Source organism: Pararoseomonas baculiformis (genome assembly GCF_017813395.1).
GTDB lineage: Bacteria > Pseudomonadota > Alphaproteobacteria > Acetobacterales > Acetobacteraceae > Roseomonas > Roseomonas baculiformis.
Genome location: NZ_JAGIZB010000011.1, coordinates 78,226 through 102,556, shown reverse-complemented (window position 1 = coordinate 102,556; position 24,331 = coordinate 78,226). Strand labels below are relative to the sequence as shown.

Here is a 24,331-nt window from a genome sequence, read left to right as displayed (position 1 = left end):
CCCTCTCTCCTTCACCCACTCCGGGTGCCACGCACCCCCTCCGGGTGCCACGCCAGCTTGACCAATGCCCGGCCCTGGGCCGAAGTGAACGGTGCCATGATCCTGCTCATCGACAATTACGACAGCTTCACCTTCAACCTCGTCCATTTCCTCGGGGAACTGGGTGCGGAGGTGGCGGTCTGGCGCAACGACGCGCTCTCGGCCGAGCAGGCCCTGGAGATGAAGCCGCGCGCCATCGTGCTGTCGCCCGGACCCTGCACGCCCAAGGAGGCGGGGATCTGCCTCGACCTCATCGGCGCCGCCTCGCGCAAGGGCGTGCCCCTCTTTGGCGTCTGCCTGGGCCACCAGGCCATCGGGCATGCCTTCGGGGGCACCGTGCTGCGGGCGCCTGAGCCCGTGCATGGCAAGGTGCATGCGGTGCATCACAGCGGGGCCGGTGTCTTTGCCGGCCTGCCCTCCCCCTTCCGCGCCACCCGCTACCACTCCCTCGTCGTCCGCCGCGAAGACCTGCCCGAGCAGCTGGACGTGACCGCCGAGACCGCCGATGGCCTCATCATGGGCCTGTCCCACCGGGACCTGCCGGTCTGGGGCGTGCAGTTCCATCCCGAGAGCATCGCCTCCGAGCACGGCCACGACATGCTGGCCAATGTCATGCGCATGGCCGGCATCAACCTGCCGCCGCGCCCGCAGACCATGCCCCGGGCCGCCTGACCATGTCACTCAAACCTGTCCTGGCCCGGCTCGCCGCCGGGGAGCGCCTTGCCGAGTCCGAGGCGGAGGCGGCCTTCGGCACGGTGATGGCCGGGGAAGCCACCCCGGCGCAGATCGCGGGCATGCTGATGGCCATGCGCGTGCGCGGGGAAACCGTGGCCGAGATGACCGGCGCCGTCCGGGCCATGCGTGCCCGGATGATCGCGGTGGAGGCGCCCGAGGGCGCGATCGACCTTGTCGGAACCGGCGGCGATGCCGCGGGCACGCTGAACATCTCCACCGCCGCCGCGCTGGTGGTGGCGGGCTGCGGCGTGCCCGTGGCCAAGCACGGCAACCGTGCGCTGTCCTCCCGCGCCGGCGCTTCGGACGTGCTCTCGGCCCTGGGCGTGAACACGGATGTGCCCTTCGAGCGCCTGCCCGGAATCATCCGGGATGCCGGGATCTGCTTCCTGATGGCACCGCGCCACCACGCGGCCCTGCGCCACGCGGCCGGGCCACGGATGGAGCTGGGCACGCGGACCATCTTCAACCTGCTGGGGCCGCTGACCAACCCGGCCCGCGTGCGCCGCCAGATGACCGGCGCCTTCGCTCCCCAATGGCTGCGCCCGATGGCCGAGACGCTGGGCCGCATCGGCACCGCGCATGCCTGGCTCGTGCATGGCCAGGGGCTGGACGAGCTGACCATCGCCGGCCCCTCCCAGGTGGTGGAGCTGAAAGATGGGGTGATCCGCGAGTTCGAAGTCGCCCCCGAGGATGCCGGCCTGCCCCGCCATCCTGCCGATTCCCTGCGCGGAGGCGAGCCGGCGGAGAACGCGGAGGCCTTGACCGCGATCCTGCGTGGAGAGCCCGGCGGCTACCGCGACTGCGTGCTGCTGAACGCCGCCGCCGCACTGCTCGTGGCCGGGCGCGTGGAGGAGCTTCGCGCGGGCGCCGCGCTTGCCGCGGAATCCATCGCCTCCGGAGCGGCCCTCCGGGCGTTGGAGAGGCTTCGGGCACTCACATCGGGAACCACCTGACGGCCTGCATGGGGAGCGTGGCTCCCCATGCGCTCCACCGCTTGACGCGCCTGCCGGAAGGGCGCGAGGAACCGCCATCATGGACCAGACCCTTTCGGTATCGGACACGCTCCGCCGCATCCTCGACGACAAGCGCGTCGAGGTGCAGACGCGCATGCAGGAAACCTCCCTGGCCGAGATGGAGCGGCGGGCACGGGATGCCGGGCGGCCGCGGCCCTTCACCCAGGCCCTTTGCGCAGCCGTCGCCGAGATGCGGATCGGGCTGATCGCCGAGGTGAAGCGCGCCTCGCCCTCGGGCGGCCTCATCCGCGAGCCCTTCGACCCCGCCGGTATCGCCCGGGCCTATGAGCAGGCCGGTGCCGTCTGCCTCTCCGTGCTGACCGACGAGCCCTATTTCCAGGGCACGCCCGAGCATCTGCGCCTTGCGCGGGAGGCGACGAATCTTCCCGTGCTGCGCAAGGACTTCATGATCGACCCGTGGCAGGTCTTCGAGGCGCGAGCGATGGGGGCGGACGCCATCCTCATCATCATGGCGGCACTGAACGACGAGGAAGCCTCCACCATCGAGGATGTCGCCCGCGGGCTCGACATGGGCGTGCTGGTGGAGGTGCATGACGAGGCCGAGCTGGAACGCGCCCTTGGCCTCGAAACCCGGCTGATCGGCGTGAACAACCGCGACCTGCGCAGCCTGCGCACCGACATCGCCGTGACGGAGCGCCTGGCGCCGCTGATCCCCGCGGACCGGATCCCGGTGGCCGAGAGCGGCATCCGCACCCCTGCCGATGTGCGGCGCATGGCCAATGCCGGCGCGCGCTGCCTGCTGGTGGGCGAGCATCTCCTGCGCCAGCCCGACCCGGGGGCGGCGGCGCGCGAACTGGTGCAGGCGATTTGAGCGGCCCCCTCACCCATTTCGACGCCGCGGGCCGCGCGGCGATGGTGGATGTGTCCGCCAAGGCCGAGACGGTGCGGGAAGCCACCGCCAGAGGCCGCATCACCATGCAGCCCGAGACCCTGGCGCTGATCGCCGAGGGTCGGGCGGGCAAGGGTGACGTGCTCGGCGTGGCCCGGCTGGCCGGGATCATGGCCGCCAAGCGCACCGCCGAGCTCATCCCGCTCTGCCACCCCCTGCCCCTTTCCTCCGTCTCGATCGACCTGGAACTGGCGATACCGGACGCGGTGGACATCGCCGCGACGGTCCGCACCGCGGGGCGGACCGGGGTGGAGATGGAGGCCATGACCGCCGTGACCGTGGCGGCCCTGACCATCTACGACATGGTGAAGGCCGTCGATCGCGGCATGCGGATTGAGGCGGTGCGCCTGACCCGTAAGTCCGGTGGGAAATCGGGCACTTACGAGGCGCCGTGATGATCCCGGTGGAGGAAGCCCTGGACCGCGTCCTGGCGGGGCTGGCCCCCACGCCGGCGGAGACGGTCGGATTGTCCGAGGCATGGGGGCGCGTCCTCGCGCAGCCCGTGCTGGCCCGGCTGACCCAGCCGCCGATGGATGTCTCGGCCATGGATGGCTACGCCCTGCGGGCAGAGGATGCCGCAACCGGCGCGCGTCTGCGCGTGATCGGCGCCTCGCCGGCCGGACATCCTTTCCCCGGCACGGTTGGGCCCGGCGAGGCGGTCCGCATCTTCACCGGCGGCGCGGTGCCTCCGGGCGCCGACACCATCCTGCTGCAGGAGGATGCGACGGCCGAGGGCACCCATGTGCTGCCCACGGAGACGCCGCGCGCGGGGCGCCATATCCGCCGCGCCGGGCTGGATTTCGCGGCGGGCGACACGGTCCTCTTCCCCGGGCGGCGCCTGACGGCCCGGGATACGGGGCTGGCGGCGGCGGCCAATCACCCCTGGCTGGCCGTGCACCGGCGCCCCCGTATCGGCATCCTCGCCACCGGGGACGAGATCAGCCTGCCCGGCGATCCGATTCCGCCCGGCGGCATCGTCTCCTCCAACGCCCATGCCCTGGCCGGGCTGGTGAAGGCGGCAGGGGGGGACCCGCTGGTCCTGCCGATCGCCGCGGACGACCGGGACGCCATCGCCGCGGCCGCCGAGGCCGGCCGCCGCTGCGACATGCTGGTCACCACCGGCGGTGCCAGCGTGGGCGAGCATGACCTGGTGCAGGCCGCGCTCGGCCCCCAGGGCTTCTCCCTGGATTTCTGGAAGATCGCCATGCGGCCGGGCAAGCCGCTGATCTTCGGGAATTTGCGCGGCACGCCGCTGCTGGGCCTGCCCGGGAATCCTGTTTCGGCCCTGGTCTGTGCCGTGCTGTTCCTCATCCCCGCCATCCGCCGCCTCTCCGGCCTGCCCTCCGGCCCCGTGGAGACGCGCCCGGCCCTGCTGGGCCGGGACATGCCGGCCAATGACCGGCGGCAGGACTATGTCCGGGGCGAGCTGACCCGCGATTCAGCAGGCCAGCCCGTGGCGACGCCTTTTCCGGCGCAGGACAGCTCCATGCTGCGCCTTCTGGCGCAGGCCGGCTGTCTCATCATCCGTCCGCCCCATGCGCCGGCGGCCCCGGCGGGCAGCATCGTGCAGGTTGTTGAACTTTCCTCTCTCGGCGTGTGAAGCGCGGCATTGACCGACGCGGGAGAACTTTCATAGAACTTCCGTGTCGGTTGCCCGTTTGTTCGTGCAGAAGACTTGCCCCCCGCCGCCAGGGAGACGCCCGGACCATGCTCACCCGGAAGCAGCACGAGCTGCTCATCTTCATCGACAAGCATCTGCGCAACACCGGCTTCTCCCCTTCCTTCGAGGAGATGAAGGAGGCGCTGAACCTGAAGTCCAAGTCCGGCATCCACCGCCTGATCACGGCGTTGGAGGAGCGCGGGTTCCTGAAGCGCCGTGCCCACCGCGCCCGCGCGCTGGAGGTGCTGCGCCTGCCGGACAACCTGGCGCCCCGCGCGGCCGGGGCTGCATCCGCCCCCGCCGCGGCGGCCCCGCCCGCCTTCGCGCCGAACGTCATCCGCGGGAATTTCGCGCAGAACCTCCCAGGCGTGGCCCGCACCGCCAATGACGCGGCTGCGGTTCACCTGCCCCTCTACGGCCGCATCGCCGCCGGCCTGCCGATCGAGGCGCTGCGCGACGGCGGTGAGAGCGTGGAGGTTCCGGCCGCCATGCTCGGCAATGGCGAGCATTACGCGCTGGAGGTGGCGGGCGATTCGATGGAAGGCGCCGGCATCCTGGACGGGGACACGGTGATCATCCGCCGCGGCGAGATGGCCGATAACGGCGCCATCGTCGTCGCCCTGGTGGACGAGAACGAGGTGACGCTGAAGCGCCTGCGCCGCCGCGGCAACTCCATCGCCCTCGAAGCTGCGAATCCCCGGTACGAAACCCGGATCTTCGGGCCGGATCGGGTGAAGGTGCAGGGCCGCCTCATCGGGCTCGTGCGCCGCTACAACTGATCCGGGACGGATTCCGGAAAACGGAAGAACGGAGGCCGGGGAGAGAGGATCTCCCTGGCCTTTCTCATTCAACCTCGGCCGGCGGCTCGGCCTGGGGTTGCGCGTGATCCGGGACGGATTCCGGAAAACGGAAGAACGGAGGCCGGGGAGAGAGGATCTCCCCGGCCTTTCTCATTCAACCTCGGCCGGCGGCTCGGCCTGGGGTTGCGCGCGGGGGATGGGCACAGGCGGCACCCAGGGGCGGTTCCCGCGCCAGGCCCGGTCCGAGAGGATGGTGGCTCCCCCGGGACCGAGCCAGATGGCATGCGCCCCGTCCCGCCACACCGAGAACCGGTCCACACCCGGCGTATCCCGGCAGCGTCCACGGATCGGCTCCAGCGAGATCATCACCGCCGCCTGCCGGCAGCCGGTTTCGGCCAGCACGGGCGGGGGCGGAGGCGCAGGGCCACGCCGGGGCCGGGGCGAATCGGGGGGCGGGCGCCGGAGCAGGATGGCAGCGGCGGCTTCGGGGCGCGGGCGGAGCAAGCAGCTCAGCGCCCCGCATTGCGCGAGCCCATCAGCCGCCTCGCCGTCCCGCGGCAGGGGGATGGCCTGATCCTCGCCCCAGCTGCGAAGCCAGGATTCCCGCGTGATCCGGTTCGCGCCCGAAGCACGTTCGGTCAGGACGGCGGAAGGGGTGGCGATGGCGAGCATCCGGCCATCGGCCGCCACCAGGATATCGGGCGGCCGCGCCGCCATGCCCGAGAGAAGCCCGAGAAGCATCATGGGCAGCCCCGCCCAGCGCCAGGCCAGGCGCCAGAGGCAGAGCCAGCACAGGCCGAGCGCGAAAAGGCCGAGCCCCCAGGCCGGGATGGGCGGCGCGCTCAAGGCGGCACCGGGCCAGGCCGCGACGGCACGCCCGGTCCAGAGCGTGGCATCCACCCCCCATCCCATCGCCGCGAGGGCCGGACCCTCCAGCCCTAGCGGCATCAGCAGAAGCGCCAGCATGCCCGCCGGCATCACCAGGAAAGAGGTGAGCGGCACGGCAATGGCATTGGCGAAGACGCCGTAGAGCTGGAGCCGCCCGAAATGATGCAGGCCCACCGGCGTGGTCACGGCGGCCGCAACCACGGAGGTGGCAACCAGCCCCAGCAGCATGGCGGAGCAGCGCCCGGCGCGCCCGCGCAGCCGCAGCGCCCGCAACAGGGCACGAGAGGCCTGTGCCATGGCAATCAGCGCGAGCACAGCCGCGAAGGACATCTGAAAGGAAGGCCCGACCAGCGCCGCCGGATTGGCGAGAAGCACAAGCCCCGCCGCCAGGGCCAGTGCCCTGAGCGAAAGCGCGCGCCTGCCGGCCAGCACGGCAAGCGTGGCCAGCGCCGCCATGGCGAAGGCGCGCAGCATCGGCACCCCGGCTCCGGTGAGCAAGGTGTAGGCGCCGCCCATCGCAAGGCCCAGCAAGGCCGCCGCGGCCTTGGAGTCCAGCCGCAGCGCCAGCCAGGGAATCGCAGCGATAAGAGCCCGGAGCGTGACAAAGCCGAGCCCCGTGACGATCCCCACATGCAGGCCGGAAACGGAGAGAAGATGCGCCAGCCCGGAATCCCGCAGTGCGGACAGTTCGGCGGCCGGGATGCCGGATTGCGAGCCGGTGAGAAGTGCGGCGGCCACCGCCCCGGTCGCGCCGGGCAGCGCATCCCCGATCCGCGCCTCGATGCCGGCGCGCAGCCCCGCGAAAAGCGGCGCCTCCCCCCTGTCGATGACCGCAGCCGGGTTGAGGGCGAAGCCCGACCCGCCCAGGCCGGAGAAAAAGGCGGCGCGCTGCAGGTCGTAGGCACCGGGATAGGCGGGCGCCATGGGCGAGCGGACCAGGGCGCGGATTCTCACTGTATCGCCAGGCGCCGGGCGGGCTGGATCGCCGGCCCGCAGCCGGATGCGAAGCTGCCGCTCCAGCGCCGGCCCATCATCCAGGCGAGGTCCGTCCAGCACGAGCCGCCGGCCTTCCGGGAGGAGATCCGCGGCGGCGACGCGGCCGGTCACCACCACCGCGATCCGTGGCAACTCCGGCATCGGCGCCGCCGCCGAGCTGTGGAATCGCGCCGCAGCGAAGCCCAGCGCCGCCGCCGCGACAAGAAGGATAGCCGCTGAAACGACGGGGCGTGGCCCTCGCAGTGCGAGGCCGGCGCCCAGCAGCGGCCAGGGAAGCGCCAGCCAGGCAAGGCCCGGCTCGGCCGGAAGCTGGAAATAGGCCAGGATCCCCAGCGCAACCGCCACGGGCAGCCAGAGCGGCCACTGGTCCCACTCCTCCGCGATCCACCCAAGGACGCGTTCGCCCAGGGGCGGCATGGGGGCGGCAAGCGGGGCCGGGCTGGCATGTGCAGACATGGTCCGGCGGCATGCTAGAACGACCATCACGGATTCGTGAGGGGTCAACAGCCCCGCCGCGCAATGATAGAGGGGCGGCATGACCGTCCGCACCCGCTTCGCCCCCTCCCCCACCGGCTACCTGCATATCGGCGGGGCCCGGACCGCGCTCTTCAACTACCTCTTCGCGCGGCACCATGGCGGCCAGTACCTGCTGCGGATTGAGGACACGGACCGTGCGCGCAGCACGCCGGAGGCTGTGCGCCAGATCATCGAGAGCCTGGAATGGCTCGGCCTGTCGCCCGATGAGCCGCCCGTGATGCAGACCGCGCGCGAGGCGCGGCACGCGGAGGTCGCGAAGCAGCTCCTGGCGGAGGGCAAGGCCTATCTCGCCTATGACACCGCCGAGGAGCTGGTGGCGATGCGCGAGCGCGCCCAGGCCGAGGGCCGCCCGCCCCGATACGACGGGAACTGGCGTGACCGCGACCCGTCCGAGGCGCCGGCCGGCGTGGCGCCCGTGATCCGCATCAAGGCCCCGCGCGCGGGCGAGACGGTGGTGCGGGACTTGGTGCAAGGCGAGGTGCGCGTTCAGAACACCGAACTGGATGACATGATCATCCTGCGCAGCGACGGGACGCCCACCTATCTGCACGCGGTTGTGGTGGACGACCATGACATGGAGATCACCCATGTCATCCGCGGCGACGACCACCTGACCAATACCTTCCGCCAATGCATGGTCTATGACGCCATGGGATGGGAGCGCCCGGAATTCGCTCATATCCCGCTGATTCATGGCGCGGATGGCGCGAAGCTTTCCAAGCGCCACGGGGCGGTGGGCGCGCTGGAGTTCCGCGACCAGGGCTTCCTGCCCGAGGCCGTGTGCAACTACCTCCTCCGCCTGGGCTGGGGCCATGGGGACGAGGAATTCGTCCCGCGTGAGCGCGCGATCGAACTGTTCGATCTGAAGGATGTCGGCCGCGCCGCCTCGCGCATGGATTACGCGAAGCTGTCCCACCTCAACGGCCTGTACATCCGCGCCGCCGACCCCGCCCTGCTGCTGCCGCAGGTGCTGGCCCGTCTGGGCGAGGTGAACGAGGTTCAGAAGGCCCGCATCGCCGCCCTGCTGCCCGACCTGCAGCCCCGCGCGCGGAACCTGCTCGAACTCGCCGATGGCGCCCGTTTCGCCCTTGCCGCGCGCCCGCTCAAATACGAGCCGAAGGCGGCCACCACGCTGGATGACCGGGAGGTGCGCGAACGCCTGTCCGCACTGGCCGGGCAGCTGGTCGGCGTGGAATGGGACCGGGCCGCGCTGGACGCCGCGCTGCGCGAATTCGCCGAGGCACAGGGTGTGAAGCTCGGCCAGGTGGCGCAGCCCCTGCGCGCCGCGCTGACCGGAAGCCTTCAGTCTCCCCCGATCGACGCCGTTCTCGTCGCGCTCGGCAAGGAGGAAAGCCTCGCGCGGATCGGGGATGCGGCCGAAGGCGTTTCCCTGATCGGCGGCTGAGCCCTCCTCACGCGGCCCGCACCTCATGGACGAAATGGGTGACGGTGCCGTTGAGGGTTTCCGCCTGCTGGGCGAGGTCCGAGGCGGCGGAGAGGACCTGGGAGGCGGCGGCGCCGGTTTCGGCCGAGCCCTGGCTGACGCTGGCGATGTTGGCTGAGACCGCCCCGGTGGCGTGCGCCGTCTCCTGCACGGTCCGGGCGATCTCGCCGGTGGCCGCGGTCTGCTCCTCCACCGCGGCCGCGATCGCCACCGCGATGCCGCTCACCTCCTCGATGGTGCGGCCGATGCCGCCGATGGCCAGCACGGCCTGATCGGTCGCGGCCTGGATCTCGGCGATCTGGGCGCCGATCTCCTCGGTTGCCTTGGCGGTCTGGGCGGCCAGCGTCTTCACCTCCGAGGCGACGACCGCGAAGCCCCGCCCGGCCTCCCCGGCCCGCGCCGCCTCGATGGTCGCGTTGAGGGCCAGCAGGTTGGTCTGGCCGGCGATGCTGTTGATCAGCCGCACCACATCCCCGATCCGGGCCGCACCCTGGGCCAGCGCCTGCACGGTGGCGTCGGTCTGCCGCGCATCCTGCACGGCGCGGCCCGCAACGGTGGTGGCCTGTGACACCTGGCGGCTGATCTCGCCGATGGAGGCGGTCAGCTGCTCGGCCGCGGCCGCCACGGTCTGCACGCCCGCGCTCGCCTGCTCGGCGGCCGAGACCACCTGGCCCGCCCGGTTGCTCGTGCCCTCGGCGGTGGAGGTCATGCCGCGCGCCGTCGCCTCCAGCTCGGTGGAAGCCGAGGACAGGGTGCGCACCATCTCCCCCGCCTGCTCCTGGAAGCCGCGCACCAGCGCCTCCATTCGCGCCGCGCGCGCCTCCCGCAGGGCGCGGGCCGCCTCGGCCTCGGCCTCCAGCCGGCGCTGGGCCACCGAGTTCGCCCGCAGCACCTCGATCGCGCCGGCCATCTCCCCCACCTCGTCCCGCCGGCCGCGATGGTGGAGGTCGATCTCCAGCTCGCCCGCGGCGATCCGCCCGACATCCGCGGTCAGCTCCCGCACCGGCGCCACCAGCCGCCGCAGCAGCAGCACCACCCCGCCCGCCGCGAGCAGCAGCGCGAGCAGCGCGAGGGCGAGGCTGCCGATCATCCGGCTGCGCGCCGCCGCGGCGCTGGCATCGCCCTGCTCGACCGCCGCGTCCAGCGCCGCGTCGCGCAGCGGAAGGGTGGCGAGGAGGGCCGGGACGGTCCAGCCCGCATAGGCCTGAGGGGTGCCGGGCCAGGCCGGCGCGCCGGGCTTGCCGAGGCTGCCCGCCGCCGCATCCACATAGGAGCGGTAGATCGGCTCGATGCCGCCCCGATGCTCCTTCTCCACCTTCTCCAGGATGGCGAGCAGCGCCGGGTCGCCCTGGGTCCTGGTCAGCCGCGCCGCCGTGTCCAGGGCCGCATCCGTCCGGCCGGTCAGGACCAGCGCATGGCTGACGCTGGCCGGGGTGACAGGCGCCCCGCCCAGCCAGGCATTGATCTGGAGGCTGCGGCTGCCGAGCTCGCTCCGCAGCATAGTGACCTCGCGCCCGATCTCGGCCAGCTCCGCCATACCCGGCGCCAGGGCCCTGATGCGTGCCTCGGCCCCGCGGGCCACCTGCTCCAGCAGCTCGAGGATGGCGCCGCGCTCGGCCATGAGCTGCGCGACCAGGGCCGGGTCGGGCTCCCTCTGGCTCCGGGCCAGATGCGCCTCCACCTGGCGCCGCATGGCATCCAGCCGGCGTGCCGCCTCCTCCAGCGGGCGCGCATCCTGCCCGTCCGCCTGCACGTTCCGGCGCGTGGCCGCGAGCAGTTCGTCCGTCACCTCGCGGCCCCGCTGCAGCGCCGCCCGGTCCGCCGTGCCGGTGCGCGCCGCCGCGCTGAGCAGGCCGCTCTCCACCCCAAGGGTGGTCATCCCGCGCATCACGCCGCTCAGCACGCGTGTCGAATAGGTCGCGCGCGCGGCCCTGTCCCAGTTCGTCCAGGCCGTCCAGGAACTCCAACCCAGCCCCACGAGGCCGGGCAGGGCAACGGCGGCGACACCGGCCAGGAGAAGGGTACGAACGCGCATGGCAGGCTCCCGCGATTGCGCGCGCAGTCTCTCCACCGGGGCTGAAGGACGGGTAAACGCCGCCCGGGATCTAGTCCCGGGGAAGGATCCGGCAGGCCACCGCCGTGGCACGGGCCAGGGTGATCAGGCGCCGCGCGGCGACGGCGCCCGTCGCGGCCTCCCCGACCACATGGCCGACCAGGGGATTGCTGACGATGGCGCGCACCGCCGTGTCCGTCGCCACCTCGGTGGCAGCAACTGTCGCGGCATCGAAGGCGGCGCGGCGCAGCAGCGAGGCAGTGGCGGCGATTCCGGGCCGCATGCCGTGCAGCGCGGCCACCTGCCGCACCAGCCTCAGGCCGCGCCAGCCCACCACCAGCGCATCCAGCGCCGGCGAGGGGCTGATGGCCGTGGCGGCGAAGCCCTGCACCGCGGCCCTGCGCCCCAGAGCACGGGCCTCGGCATCCAGCGCGGCAAGGGGACCGCTCTCCAGCAGCGCCCGAAGCGCCGCGAGATCAGGGGCCTTCCGCAGGGCGGGCAGGACCGGGGCGGCAAGCGGGATCGGCTCGGCCCAGGCCAGCACATGGCGGCGTGCCGAGGCGAAGTCGCCACGGGCGAAGGCGGCACGTGCCTCATCCACCTCCCGCAACAGGAACAGGGCGCGGAACTCGCGATATGCCGCCCAGAAGATCGCGCCGAAGCCCGCCAGGGCCAGGGCCAGGGTCAGCCAGCCCAGCCAGGCCGAGCGCGCGAATTGTTCCGCGACATAATTCCCGGCGGCGAGCGCGGAGAAGCCCAGGATCAGGATCGCGATCCCGATCGCCAGCAGGGACAGGGTGGACAGGCCGGGCGAAGCCAGCGCGGCCGGCTCCGTGCCCTCCTGCCAGGCCAGGTCGATGCGGGCGGGGCCGGCCTCCTCTTCCAGTTGGATCCGGGGCGGGCGGGGTGCGGTCTCGCTCATGGCACAGGCCATATGGCCCGGCGCGGGCCGGATTACAGCGCGTCCCCGATCAGGGCGGAGAGAAGGCTGTCGAGACCGATATGCGGCACGCCCCCATGGCCGTCCCGGCCCAGCCCCGGGGGGCGGAACACCGGCATCTGGAAATAGGCGGCGTTCCAGAAGCTCTCGGGCGGGCGGCGGGCAGGAACCAGCCCCGGATCCACCGTGGCCCAGCGGCCATTCTCCAGCAGCACGCCGCGCACCGCCGGGGCGGGGCGGCCCTCATGCATGGCGGTCGCCTCCTGCGTGCAGCGGATGGAGGCAACGGGGTGGACCGAAACGCCGGCGCCAGCGATCTCGGCCCGTCGGCGCGGTGCATCGACCAGATCGGCCAGGAGGGAGGCCAGGCTGTCCCGGCTCACCTCCGGGACGTGGTCGGCCTTGGTGGCCGCGAAGGCGACACGGGAGATCCCGGCGCCGGTCAGCAGGTCAACCCAGCCCCTGCCATATCGCAGGGTTGCGGAGATGGCGGAGAGCGCCTCGGCCGTGTCCTCGAAGGCCTCGCGCCCGGCATGCAGCGCGCCGAGCACGTCCACCAGCACCACCTGCCGGTCGAAGCGGCGGAAGACGGGATCGAGGAAACGGTCGCGCTGGTCGCGCAGATAGGCCTCATGCCGCCGGGCCAGCAGGCCGCCCAGGGGCGAGTTCCGGATGGTGGCGGGAAGCGGGAAGAACCACAGGATCGGCGCATCGCCCGATGGGCCCGGGTTGAGGAAGCGGCCGGGCTGCAGGAAGCGGAGCCCCAGCTCGTCCCGCGCCGTCAGCAGGAAGCGGCGATAGAGCTGGTGGCCACGGCGGGCCAGCGAGTCCTCGGCAGGTGCGTTGGCCGGCAGGGCGTTGGCGAAGGCCAGGAACTCGGCCGCCGGAGCAGCGCGAAGGCCCGTTGCGATGCGGGCCAGGGTCTCGTCGGACCAGGCGCCGAAATCCTGGGCGAACATGGGCAGGTCGAGCAGCCATTCGCCGGGATAGTCGAGCAGGTCGAGCGTGACCTCCCGGTCCGGCAACACCTGCCCATAGACGCCGCGCCGCCGCAGGGTGAGCGAGAGCGAGACAGTGGAGAGATCCTCGGTCCGCGCGGGCCATTGGGGCGGATCGGCGGCGAGGGCGGCCAGATGGGCTTCGGCATCGAAGCGCGGCGTCGCCTCCACCCCGGGCGGGATCGCGCGGGCGCGCTGGAGGCGGCCTGAGGTTGCCTCCAGCGCCGGCAGGGTGCGCCTCCCCTGCCCCGCCGCCACGAGATTGGCGACGAGAGAGGTGAGGAACACCGTTTTCCCCGCCCGCGAAAGACCGGTGACGGCCAGCCGCAGGCGCTCCTTCCCCGCGAGCCCCATGGCCGCCTCCCCGGTGCGGGTGGCGGCGTCGGAGATCAGGCGGATCGGGTCGGGGATCACGTCAGCGCTGGATCAGCTCGATCTTGTAGCCGTCCGGATCCTCGACGAAGGCGATGATGGTGGTGCCGTGCTTCACCGGCCCGGCTTCCCGCACCACCTTGCCGCCCTGCGCCCTGATACGCTCGCAGGCGGCGGCGACATCCGGCACGCCCAGGGCCAGGTGGCCGAAGGCCGAGCCCAGCTCGTACTTGTCCACGCCGTAGTTGTAGGTCAGCTCGATCTCGCCCTCGCCAGCGGCATTGCCGCCATAGCCAAGGAAGGCGAGGGTGTACTTGCCCTCGGGCACGTCGTTCCGGCGCAGCTCCTTCATGCCGAACATCTTCGTATAGAAGGCGATGCTGCGCTCCAGATCGCCAACGCGGATCATGGTGTGCAGGAACTTGCCCTGGGGTGCGTCGCTCATGTCGCGGCTCCTGTGCTTGCCGCCCGCACATGGTCATCCGGGCGTATGGCGAGAAGGAAGAGCCCGGCGGAATCCGCCTGCTCCGCCATTCTTTCACGATCGACGAGAAGCGCGCCCTCGGCCTCGAAGGCGATCCCGGACAGGCCCGCGGCGATGGCGCCGGCGACCGTGCGCGGGCCCAGCGCGGGCAGGTCCAGTTCGCGGTCCTGGCCCGGCTTCACCAGCTTGACGAGCACGCCGCCCGCGCCTTCACGCCGAAGCTCCCGCGCGCGGGCGAGCATGGCATCCGTGCCCTCGATCGCCTCGACCGCCAGGACCAGCCCCTGCTGGACCACGGCCCCCTGACCGACATCGACGGCGCCGAGCGCGCGCACGACCTGGACTCCACGGCGTATGTCAGCCAGCGCCCCCGCATCCGGCGCGGCGCGGGTGAGAAGGCCGGGCGGGCACTGCGCCTGGGTGAGGAAGCGCGCGGGACCGATGGGCTCGAACCCTTCCTCCTGCAGCACCTGGCGGATCGCGGTGAGAAGGCTGTCATCCCCGCCAAAGGCCCGCATGCCGATCCGCGCGACCAGCTTCGCCGCGCCGGCATCCGGGCGCAGGGAGAGGAAGGAGGGGCGGCGGACATCGCCGACCAGCACGATCTGCTTGGCGCCGCTGGCACGGAGCCAGTCCAGCGCCTGCCCGGCCGCGCCCATTCGGATGGTCAGCACCCGCTCCCCGGCCCATTCGGCCGGCCTGGCGAATCCTTCCAGCAGCACGGCCACGAAGGGGCGACCCATGGCGCGGCAGGCAGCGGCCACGCGGAGGGGCATGGCGCCGCCACCCGCGACGATCGCAACGGGGGTCTCGTTCATCGGGTCAGGCCCATGGGCTCAGGCGGCTTCGGCCTCAGCGTCGTCGGTCTGGCGACCGGCGCGCATCAGGCCTCGGCGGCTCGCCGCCTCGATGAAGGCCAGGATCTCCGCCACCTGTGGCTGGCTACCCTGGTCCTGCGCCACCAGCGCCATCCGCGCCTCAAAGGTGCCGCGCCCCAGGAAAAGGCCGCGATAGGCCGCGCGCAGGGCGTTGATCGCCTCGCGCCCGAAGCCGCGGCGCTTCAGCCCGATCAGGTTCAGCCCGATCAGTCGGGCGCGGTTGCCCATGCACGAACCGAAGGGGATGACGTCCCGCTCCACCCCGCTCATCCCACCGATCACGGCCTGACGGCCGATGCGGACGGACTGGTGGATGGCGGTGCCGCCGCCCACGAAGACATTGTCCCCGATATGGACATGGCCGCCGAGCATGACGTTGTTGGCGAGGATCACCTTGTCCTCGAGCTGGCAGTCATGCCCGACATGGGCGACGCACATGATGAGGCAATCGGCGCCGAGCCGGGTGATGCCCTCGCCGCCCACGCTTCCCCGGTGCACGGTCGCGTGCTCCCGGATGATGCTGCGCGGGCCGATCTCCACCCGGGTGGGCTCGCCCTTGTATTTCAGGTCCTGCGGCGGAAGGCCCACCGAGGCGAAGGGCAGCACCTGCACGCCCTCGGCCAGATGGGTCACTCCGTCCAGCACCGCATGGGCGCCGACCTGCACACCCTCGTCGAGCACGACCTGGGCGCCCACGGTGGCATAGGGGCCGATGACCACGGAACCGGCGATGCGCGCGCCTTCCTCCACGATGGCCGTGGGATGGATCTGCGGCACGCTCAGCTGTCCAGGATCATCGCGGCATAGGTGGCCTCGGCCACCACCGTGCCATCGACCTTCGCCTCGGCGGAGAACTTCCACACATTCCCGCGCTGGCGCTCCTTCTTCACATGCACCCGCATCTGGTCGCCCGGTACCACGGGCTTGCGAAACTTCGCGCCCTCCACGGACATGAAATAGACCAGCTTGCCCCGCGCATCCGGCCCGAGGGTCTCCACCACCAGCACGCCGGCCGTCTGGGCCATGCTCTCGATGATCATCACGCCGGGAAAGACGGGATGGCGGGGGAAATGGCCCTGGAAGACATGCTCGTTGATCGAGACGTTCTTGATGCCCGTGCAGCTCTCGCCCGGGATCAGGTCCACCACCCGGTCCACCAGCAGGAACGGAAAGCGATGGGGGATCGCCTCCATGATCCCGGCGATGTCGAGCGTGCCGCGAGTCTCGCCCTCCGCCGCCCCCTGCGATGCCCTGTCTTCGCTATCCGCCATTCTCAATCGCTCGTCTTCTCTTGCGCCGCCTTGGCGGCCTTGGACTGTCCCAGCTTCCGCATCGCCGCGAAGGATCGCATCGCCTCCCGCACGGGGATGGCCGGGGTGCCCACCACTTCCATGCCGGCCGGCACATCCGACATCACGCCGGCCTGGGCACCGATCCGGACCTTGTCTCCGATCGTCACATGCCCGTTGATGCCGACCTGCGCCGCCACGACCACATAGTCGCCCAGGGCGGTGGAGCCGGCGATGCCCGCCTGGGCCACGATGACATTGCCCCGGCCGGTCCGGACGTTGTGCCCGAGCATCACGAGGTTATCCAGCCGCGTTCCCGGGCCGAGAACCGTGTCATTGCCCGAGCCCCGGTCGATACAGGCATTCGCGCCCACCTCCACCCCGTCGCCCAGGATCACCCGGCCGAGCTGCGGCACGGTGACATGCTCGCCACGCGGGGTGGTGGCGAAGCCGAAACCCTCGCTGCCGATGCGGCATCCCGGGTTCAACGTCACCCGGTCCCCGGCGATGCAGTGGGTCACGGTCACATGCGAGAGGATTCGGCATTCCGCCCCGAACACGACGTTCCGGCCGATATGTGCATAGGGCCCGACGATGCAGCGCGGGCCGAGCACCGCGCCATCCTCGACCACGGCATAGGGGCCGATCTCGCACCCCTCGCCAATCAACGCGCCCTCCCCGACCACGGCGGTCGGGTGCCGGGTGCCATCCGGCGCGGGCGGCGGATGGAGCAGCGCCGCGATCCGGGCGAAAGCCAGCACCGGCATGGGCGACACCAGCGGGATCATCCCATCCGGAACCGCATGCAGGTTCTCGGGGGCGATCACCACCGCGCCGGCGCGGCTCTCCTTCAGGCCGGGCAGCCAGCGGCGCGCATCAAGGAAGCTGATTTCCTCCGGCCCGGCTGCCTGGAGGGTGGCAACGCCACGGAAGAGGCGGTCCCCCGCCCCCTCCGGCACCGTCACCTCGCCGGCCTGCGCGATCCGCGCAAGCGGCAAGGGGCCGGCGACGGCGTGGAAGCGGGAATCCGCCGCCACGGACCTAGCGGCGCTGCTGCTGGGCCGGAGCCTGCGCCGGGCGCTGTGCCGGCGCCTGGCCGCCCTGCGCGGCCGGCTGGGCCGGCGCCTGGCCTTCGGGCGGCATGTTCACGTTGCGGAGCACCCGGTTGATCTGGGCGGTGATCTCGTCCGTCAGGTCGAAGGGCGCATCGTTGAAGATCACCAGCGGCCGCGGCAGCACCAGGTTCACGTTCCGGCTGGCCGCGACCTGGCGGATCACCACCGCCATGGCCTGCTCGATCTCCCCCAGGGCGCCCTGGGCCACCTGCTCGATCGCGCGGGAGCGGTCGCGGAAGACGCGCTGGCTGTCCGTGATGCGCTCCTGCAGCTCGCGCTCCTTCTGGCGCAGCTGATCGGGATTCATCGTGGCGCGCTGGTTCGCGAGGTTCTGCTGCTCCTCGCGCCAGCGGGTCTGCTCGCGCTGCAGGTCCTCGTTCAGCTTCTGGCGCCGCTTCTCGATCTCATCGCGCACGCTGTTGAAGGCGGTCGAGTTCCGCTGGATCTCGGGCACGTCCACGATGCCGATCACCGCGGCCGGCGGCGGCTGGCCAGGGGGGAGCGGCGCGGGGTTCGGGCCGGTCGGGCGGCCCTGCTGCTGGCGCTGCGGCTGCTGCGGCGGGCGTTGCGGCTGCTGCGCCTGAGCGGGGCGGCTCTGGGCGCCGCCACCCTGCTGCGGCGGGATGAAGAAGCCGGGGTCGGAGGACTGGGCCAGCGCGGCGCCAGCCGGGATCAGGAGCGCCGCCAGTGCGGCGAGCGCGGGACGCGCGGTCATCATGCGAACTCCAGTCTTCTTCGTTCTCAGAACCGCGTGCCGAAGCCGAAGCGGAAGAACTGCGTCTCGTCGTAGGACTTCTTCACGACGGCCTGCGCGAAGTCCAGGTTGATGAGCCCGAAGGGGCTGCGCCAGGAAACGCCCACGCCGGCGCCGACGCGGGGCGAGGAGTCATCCACGATACCCGGACCAGAGGAGGAGCCGCTCAGCCCGCCGACATCCACGAAGGCCCGGCCGCTCAGGCCGATCTCGTCGGGAAGGGGAAGCGGGAAGCGGAACTCGGTGGTCTGGGTATAGAGGAAGCGGCCGCCAAGGCTGTCGCGCGTGGTCGTGTCGCGCGGGCCAGCGCCCGCGGTCTCGAAGCCGCGCAGGTTCTCGCCGCCCAGGAAGAAGCGGTCGACGATCCGCTCGTCCTTCCCGCCGAAGGGCTCCAGGTAGCCGATCGAGCCCTGGATCGCGAGCACATAGGCCGGATCACCCAGGAGCCGCTCGAAGGGAATGTAGTAGGCGCCGTCCAGCCGGCCGCGCACATACTGCACGTCGCCGCCAAGGCCGGCGAAGTCCGTGCCCAGCCGGATCAGGTAGCCGGTGCGCGGGTCCAGCCGGCTGTCGCGCCGGTCATAGGTGAGGGTCTGGCCGATCTGCGAAAGCAGCGTCTCGCCGCGCTGCTCCAGGATGTAGCGCGAGGCGTTCGGATTAACATCGAAGATGTTGCGGTTCGACAGAGTGTAGGACCAGGACTGGCGCAGATACTCGTTGAACTCGTAGCCGGCGCGCAGCGCGAAGCCGTAGCGGCGCTCGCGGTAGCCCGAATAATCCAGCAGGTCGCGGTTGATGTAGAAGATGTCCGCGCCGACCGCGAGGTTGCGGTCCAGGAAGGACGGGTCCGTCACGGAGAGGTCGAGCTGGCTGCGCCGCTGCGCGATCACGCCGTTGATGCGTGCATCGATGCCCGTGCCCAGCAGGTTGCGCTCGCGCAGGCCCAGATCGGCCAGCGCGCCCGCATCCGTGGAGTAGCCGCCACCGATCGAGACCTCGCCCGTGGCACGCTCGCTCACATTGGCGCCCAGCACCACGCGGTCCGGGGTGGAGCCGGGGGTGGTGGAGATGGTCGCGTCGTTGAAGTAGCCGAGATTGCGGATGCGCTGGCGTGAACGGCGCACCTGGGCGGCGTTGAAGGCATCACCCTCGGCGATGCGGAACTCGCGCCGGATCACCCGGTCCTGGGTGCGGACATTGCCCGAGATGTCGATGCGCTCGACATAAAGGCGGTTGCCCTCCTTCACCTCGAAGGTGATGTCCACCGTGCCCGCCTCGGTGTTGCGGACGATGCGCGGCGTCACCTCGACGAAGGGTGCGCCGAGCTGGTTGGCGCGGTCGGACATGGCCTCGGAGACGCGCTCCACGGCCTCGCCATCGTACCAGTCGCCCGAGGAGATTTCGACCTCGCGGCGGAGCTGCTCGGCGGTGACGTTGCGCAGGGCGGAGGTGGTCTCCACCTTGCCCAGGCGATAGCGGCGGCCCTCGTCGATCGTATAGGTGACGAAGAAGCCCGTCCGGTCCGGCGCCAGCTCGGCGGTCGCGCTCGTCACGTTCACATCCGCATAGCCCTGGCGGAGATAGAAGCGGCGCAGCAGCTCGCGGTCGAAGTTCAGGCGCTCCGGCTCATAGGTGTCGCTGCTGCTGAAGGGGCGGTACCAGGCCGCCTCGCGCGTCGCGACGATCTCCTTGAGCCGGCTATCCGAGATGGAGCGGTTGCCGACGAAGTTGATGCGGCTGACCAGCGCGACATCGCCCTCGCGGACCTCATAGACGACATCCACCCGGTTCTGGTCGAGCTGGATGATCTTCGGCTCCACCGTCGCCGAGAGCCGGCCGCGGCGGGCATAGATCTCCAGCAGGCGGGACCGGTCGGCCTGCGCTGCCTGGGCGGTGAAGACCGAGCGGGAGCGGAGCTGCGTCTCGTTGCGCAGCACGTCGTCGCTCAGCTTGCTGTTCCCCTCGAAGGCGACCCGGTTGACGATCGGGTTCTCCTCCACCTGCACCAGGATGCGGTCCCCCTGGCGGGCGACACGCACGTCCCGGAACAGGCCGGTGGCGAAGAGGGTTCGGAGGGAGCGGTCGAGCCGATCCTCCTCGAAGGCGTCCCCGGGCTGCAGCAGCATGTAGGAGCGGATGGTCTCCGCCTCGATGCGCTGGTTGCCCTGGACGTCGATGCCCTGGACCGTGCCGGAGGCAGGGCGCGCGGCGGCGGGGCGCTGGGCCGCGGGTCTGCGCGTCTGGGCCTCGGCGACGGAAACCGTCACAGGCACGAGGCAGGTGGCGGCCAGCAGAAGGGCCCGGGAGAAAGGCGAGGCGTGCAAGGCGTGATCCTGTGCCGGCTGTTCCGGTTCGCGGGGGCGCAACCTAGCGGCAAGCACCGTGTGTTGCCACCCCCGCGAAAGTTTCACGCCCAGGGCTCTGGCGCGAAAGCGAAAAAATCCATGCTCTTCAGCTGAAGAGCCCCTGCACCCAGCGGAACAGCCCGAAGCTGGCCAGGTCGTTCCAGGTCGCGAAGACGAAAAGCGTGGCGAGCACGGCCAGCCCGGCGCGGAAACCATATTCCACGGCCCGCGGCGGCAGCGGACGGCCCCGGATCGCCTCCAGCGCATAGAAGACCAGGTGCCCGCCATCCAGCACGGGGATGGGGAAAAGGTTGATCAGGGCCAGGTTCACGGACAGCACGGCCATAAAGGTGACGAGGTTCGCGAAGCCCAAGCTGGCCACCTGCCCGGAAAGCTGGGCGATGCGCAACGGACCGCCGATTTCCTCGGTGCCGCGCTGCCCCGTGATCATCTGCCAGATCCCGCCCAGGGTCTGCACGGTGACATCGGCCGTATAGGCTACCCCGCCCCAGATCGCCGTGAGCGGATCCGTGCGCTCATAGCTTGCCGCGCCCCCACCGATCCCCAGCATGCCCACGGGCGCCGCACCCTCGCCCCGCCCTGGGCGCGAGGCCGGCGTGGTGCTCACCGTCAGTTCCTGCCCGTCGCGCTGCAGGGTGACGCGCACCGGCTGCCCCGCGCGGGGCTGGATATAGGCCTGGACCTGTTCGAAGCGGCTGACGCTGGTGCCGTCCAGCGCCATGATCCGGTCGCCCGGCAGGATGCCGGCGGTCTGCGCCGCGCCTCCCTCGACAACCGAGGCCACCGTGGTGTTCCCGACAGGGCGGCCCACCGCCATGAAAAGGGCGGAGAAAAGCACGGCCGCGAGGACGAAGTTCGCGATCGGGCCGGCCGCCACCACGATGGCGCGATCCCCGACCGGCTTGTCGTGAAAGCGCGGGCCGCGCGGGTCCGGCCGGGGAGGAACGTCCGCCGAATCGGTGACGTCCCCCGCTCCGTCCTGTCCATAGAGCTTCACGTAGCCGCCCAGGGGCAGCCACCCGATCTGCCAATCCGTGCCGCGCCGGTCCGTCCAGGCCGCGATCGGGCGGCCGAAGCCAATGGAGAACTTCTCGACGAAGATCCCGCGCCAGCGCGCCGCCGCGTAATGGCCGAGCTCATGGAAGAAGACGAGAACGCCCAGCACCACCACGAAGGCGAGGATGGTGCGGAAGGGGTCGGGGAGGAAGTCCACCTGATTCTCTCTGTGCAGGGCGCTTGGTTGAGCGGCGGGTCAGGCTTCGGCCAGCTGCCCGGCGATCTGCCCGGCCTCCGCCCGCGCCTGGGCATCCAGGGCAAGAACGGCGTCGAGACTCGGGACGGACGGGTTGCCCAACCGGTCCATCACCGCCTCGACCAGCGCGGCAATGTCCAGGAAGCCGAGCCGGCGCGCCAGGAACCGTTCCACCGCCACCTCATTCGCCGCATTCAGGATGGTGGTGGCCCCCTGCCCCGCCCGCAAGGCCTCCCGCGCCAGGCGGAGCGCCGGAAAGCGTGCCTCGTCCGGCGCGTGGAACTCCAGGCGCCCCAGGGCGGCGAGGTCCAGCCGCGGCACATCGGCCTGCATCCGCCCCGGCCAAGCCAGGGCGTGGGCGATCGGGGTGCGCATATCCGGGGTGCCGAGCTGGGCCAGCAGCGAGCCGTCGGCATATTGCACCAGCCCATGCACGGCGGACTGGGGATGCACCAGCACCTCCAACCGCTCCTCCGGCACCGGAAACAGGCGCGCTGCCTCGATCAACTCCAGCCCCTTGTTGAACATGGTGGCACTGTCGATGCTGATCTTCGCGCCCATGGACCAGACGGGGTGGCGCACCGCCTGCTCCGGCGTCGCGGCCCGCATCTCCGCCTCGGTGGCTGTCCGGAAGGGGCCGCCGGAGGCGGTGATGATGATGCGCTCCACCATCGCGGGATCCCGCGCGTCCAGCGCCTGGAAGATGGCGTTGTGCTCGGAATCGACGGGAAGCAGGGTGGCCCCGGCGGCCCGTGCCTCGGCCAGCACGATCTCGCCGGCGCAGACAAGCGCCTCCTTGTTGGCCAGCGCCAGCGTGCCGCCACGGCGCAGGGAGGCCAGGGTCGGGCCCAGCCCCGCGGCACCGACAATGGCCGCCATGGTCCAGTCCACCGGACGGGACGCGGCCTCGATCACCGCCGCCTCGCCCGCCGCGGCCTCGATCCCGCTGCCGGCCAGGGCATCGCGAAGGGGGGGCAGCCCGGCGGGGTCGGCCAGCACGGCAATGCGGGCACGCAGGCGGCGCGCGGCGGCGGCCAGCCCGGCAGCGTCCCGTCCAGCCACCAGGGCCTCAACGGAGAAGGCGCCCTCCGGCGCGGCTTCGAGAAGCGCGATGGTGCTGCGCCCCACCGAGCCGGTGGCGCCGAGGATAGTGATGCTTCGGGTCATGTCAGGGGCACCAGTGGATCAGCGCCAAAGGGCGCCGCCGTAACCGATGAGCAGAGCCAGGATCATGGCGGCCGGCGCGGCAGCCAGCAGCCCGTCCAGCCGGTCCAGCAGCCCACCATGGCCGGGGATGAGGCTGGAGGTGTCCTTCACCTTGAAGTGGCGCTTGATGGCGGATTCGAGCAGATCGCCCGACTGGGTGGCGACGGCCAGCACCGCCGCCGCCGCCGCTGCCCGCAACGGGCTGCCAGGGGCCAGCTGGACCGCGGCGAAGCCCCCTACCGCCATGGCGAGGAGTAGGCCGCCCATGGCGCCGCTCCAGGTCTTGGCCGGGGATACCTGCGGCCAGAGCAGCGGGCCTCCGAACGCACGCCCGGCGAGATAGGCGCCGATGTCGCTGGCCCAAACAACGAGGAGCAGGAAGATGAGATTGGCCCGGCCTGCCTCGTTCTCGTGCCGCAGCTCGATCAGGCAGAGAAAGGCGACGCCGATATAGAGGACACCCAGGGCAAGGCGCAGCGCCGGCTGCTCGGGCCTGTCACGCCCGCGCAGCCGCTCGGCCCAGGCCCAGGTGAGGAGGAAGCCGGCGACGAGAACCAGCCAGGCAATGGGCGCCAGCTCCGCCACGGCCAGTGCCCCGGCCAGGAAGACGGCAACGGGAACCCCGGCCCCCGGCAGCTTCGCGGTGCGCAGGCCGCAGAGGCGCACCCATTCCCAGGTCAGGATCGCCGCCCCCGCGGCGAGAAGCAGCGTATAGACATTCGCCCCGAGCCAGACGCAGAGCAGGGCGGCGGGGCCAAGCACGAGGGCGGACAGCGCCCGCTTGCGAAGGTCGCGCCAGTTCTTGGCCTTGCTCGCGGCTGCTGGCTGCGCCGGTCCGGGCGTCATCCGGCGCGGGCGCCGAAGCGGCGGTCCCGCCGGCGGAACTCGGCGATGGCCTCCCGCATGTGCTCGGGGCCGTAATCCGGCCAGAGCACGGGCTGGAACACCAACTCGGCATAGGCGGCCTGCCAGAGCAGGAAGTTGGAGATCCGCTGCTCGCCGGAGGTACGGATAATCAGGTCCGGATCGGGCATGCCGGCCGTTTCCAGCGCGCCGGCCAGCGCCGACTCGTCGATCGCGTCCGGGTCGATCTCCCCGGCGGCGGCGCGGCGCGCCAGATCGCGGGCCGCCTTCGTGATCTCGGCCCGCCCACCATAGGAAAGGGCAACGTTCAGGTTCAGGCGGGTGTTGCCCGCCGTGGCGGCCTCGGCGCGCTCGATCTCGGCCTGCATGCCGCTGCCGAAGGCCGTGCGGTCGCCGATCACGCGCAGGCGCACGCCCTGCTCGACCAGCTGGTCCACCTCATGCCGGAGGTAGTGGCGCATCAGGCCGGTCAGGTCGCGCACCTCGTCGGCCGGGCGGCGCCAGTTCTCGCTGCTGAAGGCGAAAAGGGTGAGCCAGCTCACCCCCTGCTCCCCCGCGGCCTGAACGGCGCGGCGTGTGGCCTCGGCCCCGGCCTTGTGGCCAAGGGCCCGTGGCACGCCGCGGGCTGCCGCCCAGCGTCCGTTGCCATCCATGATGATCCCGACATGGACGGGTGCGGCGGGGGAGGTGTTCCCGGTCCGCAGGATGGGCTGAGTGGCGGCGCTCATGGGCAGGGCA

Annotated in this window: 22 protein-coding genes; 7 read left to right on the top strand and 15 right to left on the bottom strand. The window is 71.5% G+C overall.

From position 1 onward, the window contains the following. Window positions 1-96 precede the first annotated feature (96 nt). The 6 genes from J8J14_RS13130 (at window position 97) to lexA (ending at window position 5,136) form a co-directional block, all read left to right on the top strand. Window positions 97-711 carry an anthranilate synthase component II gene (locus tag J8J14_RS13130; protein ID WP_209379982.1) on the top strand — a complete coding sequence of 205 codons (615 nt, stop codon included), beginning with the start codon at window positions 97-99 and terminating at the stop codon, window positions 709-711. A gap of 2 nt (window positions 712-713) precedes the next feature. Then, the gene (gene trpD / locus J8J14_RS13125) at window positions 714-1,727 is read left to right on the top strand and encodes an anthranilate phosphoribosyltransferase (protein ID WP_209379981.1); all 1,014 of its coding nucleotides are present in this window, start codon (window positions 714-716) and stop codon (window positions 1,725-1,727) included. A 79-nt stretch (window positions 1,728-1,806) separates the two neighbouring features. Continuing rightward, complete coding sequence (gene trpC, locus J8J14_RS13120) at window positions 1,807-2,619, top strand: indole-3-glycerol phosphate synthase TrpC (RefSeq protein ID WP_209379980.1); 813 nt, start codon at window positions 1,807-1,809, stop codon at window positions 2,617-2,619. Beyond that, on the top strand, window positions 2,616-3,092 hold the full coding sequence (moaC, locus tag J8J14_RS13115; RefSeq protein WP_209379979.1) for a cyclic pyranopterin monophosphate synthase MoaC: 477 nt from the start codon (window positions 2,616-2,618) through the stop codon (window positions 3,090-3,092). The genes trpC and moaC overlap by 4 nt, the downstream gene beginning before the upstream one ends. Beyond that, a complete protein-coding gene (locus tag J8J14_RS13110; protein ID WP_209379978.1) occupies window positions 3,092-4,297 on the top strand; it encodes a molybdopterin molybdotransferase MoeA in 1,206 nt (401 codons plus the stop codon). The genes moaC and J8J14_RS13110 overlap by 1 nt, the downstream gene beginning before the upstream one ends. A gap of 107 nt (window positions 4,298-4,404) precedes the next feature. Further along, on the top strand, window positions 4,405-5,136 hold the full coding sequence (gene lexA / locus J8J14_RS13105) for a transcriptional repressor LexA (protein ID WP_209379977.1): 732 nt from the start codon (window positions 4,405-4,407) through the stop codon (window positions 5,134-5,136). A gap of 171 nt (window positions 5,137-5,307) precedes the next feature. Here lexA and J8J14_RS13100 read toward each other — a convergent pair whose 3' ends face one another. Further along, window positions 5,308-7,497: a ComEC/Rec2 family competence protein gene (locus J8J14_RS13100; RefSeq protein WP_209379976.1), complete on the bottom strand. Its 2,190-nt coding sequence runs from the start codon at window positions 7,495-7,497 to the stop codon at window positions 5,308-5,310. Window positions 7,498-7,576: 79 nt separating this feature from the next. On the opposite strand from J8J14_RS13100, the gene gltX reads away from it, so the two are divergent. Further along, the gene (gene gltX, locus J8J14_RS13095; RefSeq protein WP_209379975.1) at window positions 7,577-8,983 is read left to right on the top strand and encodes a glutamate--tRNA ligase; all 1,407 of its coding nucleotides are present in this window, start codon (window positions 7,577-7,579) and stop codon (window positions 8,981-8,983) included. 7 nt (window positions 8,984-8,990) lie between these two features. Here gltX and J8J14_RS13090 read toward each other — a convergent pair whose 3' ends face one another. The 14 genes from J8J14_RS13090 to uppS all read right to left on the bottom strand — a co-directional run bounded on the left by J8J14_RS13090 (window position 8,991) and on the right by uppS (window position 24,321). Then, on the bottom strand, window positions 8,991-11,057 hold the full coding sequence (locus tag J8J14_RS13090) for a methyl-accepting chemotaxis protein (protein WP_209379974.1): 2,067 nt from the start codon (window positions 11,055-11,057) through the stop codon (window positions 8,991-8,993). Window positions 11,058-11,127: 70 nt separating this feature from the next. After that, window positions 11,128-11,997, bottom strand: a complete 870-nt coding sequence (locus tag J8J14_RS13085; RefSeq protein WP_209379973.1) for a DUF697 domain-containing protein — start codon at window positions 11,995-11,997, stop codon at window positions 11,128-11,130. A gap of 32 nt (window positions 11,998-12,029) precedes the next feature. Next, window positions 12,030-13,427 carry a YcjX family protein gene (locus J8J14_RS13080; protein ID WP_209379972.1) on the bottom strand — a complete coding sequence of 466 codons (1,398 nt, stop codon included), beginning with the start codon at window positions 13,425-13,427 and terminating at the stop codon, window positions 12,030-12,032. Between the two features lies 1 nt (window position 13,428). Further along, entirely contained in the window at window positions 13,429-13,830 is a 402-nt protein-coding gene (gloA, locus tag J8J14_RS13075; RefSeq protein WP_209379971.1) for a lactoylglutathione lyase, read from the bottom strand. Continuing rightward, window positions 13,827-14,687 (bottom strand): LpxI family protein, encoded by an 861-nt coding sequence (locus tag J8J14_RS13070; protein WP_209379970.1) that lies wholly within the window; start codon window positions 14,685-14,687, stop codon window positions 13,827-13,829. The genes gloA and J8J14_RS13070 overlap by 4 nt, the downstream gene beginning before the upstream one ends. Before the next feature lie 18 nt (window positions 14,688-14,705). Further along, window positions 14,706-15,530: an acyl-ACP--UDP-N-acetylglucosamine O-acyltransferase gene (gene lpxA / locus J8J14_RS13065; RefSeq protein WP_245215753.1), complete on the bottom strand. Its 825-nt coding sequence runs from the start codon at window positions 15,528-15,530 to the stop codon at window positions 14,706-14,708. Further along, on the bottom strand, window positions 15,527-16,018 hold the full coding sequence (gene fabZ / locus J8J14_RS13060) for a 3-hydroxyacyl-ACP dehydratase FabZ (RefSeq protein ID WP_209379968.1): 492 nt from the start codon (window positions 16,016-16,018) through the stop codon (window positions 15,527-15,529). Before fabZ ends, lpxA begins: the two co-directional genes overlap by 4 nt. Before the next feature lie 2 nt (window positions 16,019-16,020). Next, the gene (lpxD, locus tag J8J14_RS13055) at window positions 16,021-17,073 is read right to left on the bottom strand and encodes a UDP-3-O-(3-hydroxymyristoyl)glucosamine N-acyltransferase (RefSeq protein WP_209379967.1); all 1,053 of its coding nucleotides are present in this window, start codon (window positions 17,071-17,073) and stop codon (window positions 16,021-16,023) included. Between the two features lie 4 nt (window positions 17,074-17,077). After that, a complete protein-coding gene (locus J8J14_RS13050; protein ID WP_245215742.1) occupies window positions 17,078-17,866 on the bottom strand; it encodes an OmpH family outer membrane protein in 789 nt (262 codons plus the stop codon). A gap of 26 nt (window positions 17,867-17,892) precedes the next feature. After that, window positions 17,893-20,229 (bottom strand): outer membrane protein assembly factor BamA, encoded by a 2,337-nt coding sequence (bamA, locus tag J8J14_RS13045; protein WP_245215741.1) that lies wholly within the window; start codon window positions 20,227-20,229, stop codon window positions 17,893-17,895. A 127-nt stretch (window positions 20,230-20,356) separates the two neighbouring features. Beyond that, window positions 20,357-21,484, bottom strand: a complete 1,128-nt coding sequence (gene rseP / locus J8J14_RS13040; RefSeq protein WP_209379964.1) for an RIP metalloprotease RseP — start codon at window positions 21,482-21,484, stop codon at window positions 20,357-20,359. A 39-nt stretch (window positions 21,485-21,523) separates the two neighbouring features. Beyond that, on the bottom strand, window positions 21,524-22,690 hold the full coding sequence (gene dxr, locus J8J14_RS13035; RefSeq protein ID WP_209379963.1) for a 1-deoxy-D-xylulose-5-phosphate reductoisomerase: 1,167 nt from the start codon (window positions 22,688-22,690) through the stop codon (window positions 21,524-21,526). 18 nt (window positions 22,691-22,708) lie between these two features. Continuing rightward, a complete protein-coding gene (locus tag J8J14_RS13030) occupies window positions 22,709-23,575 on the bottom strand; it encodes a phosphatidate cytidylyltransferase (RefSeq protein WP_209379962.1) in 867 nt (288 codons plus the stop codon). Then, a complete protein-coding gene (gene uppS / locus J8J14_RS13025; protein WP_209379961.1) occupies window positions 23,572-24,321 on the bottom strand; it encodes a polyprenyl diphosphate synthase in 750 nt (249 codons plus the stop codon). The genes J8J14_RS13030 and uppS overlap by 4 nt, the downstream gene beginning before the upstream one ends. Between the last annotated feature and the right edge of the window lie 10 nt (window positions 24,322-24,331).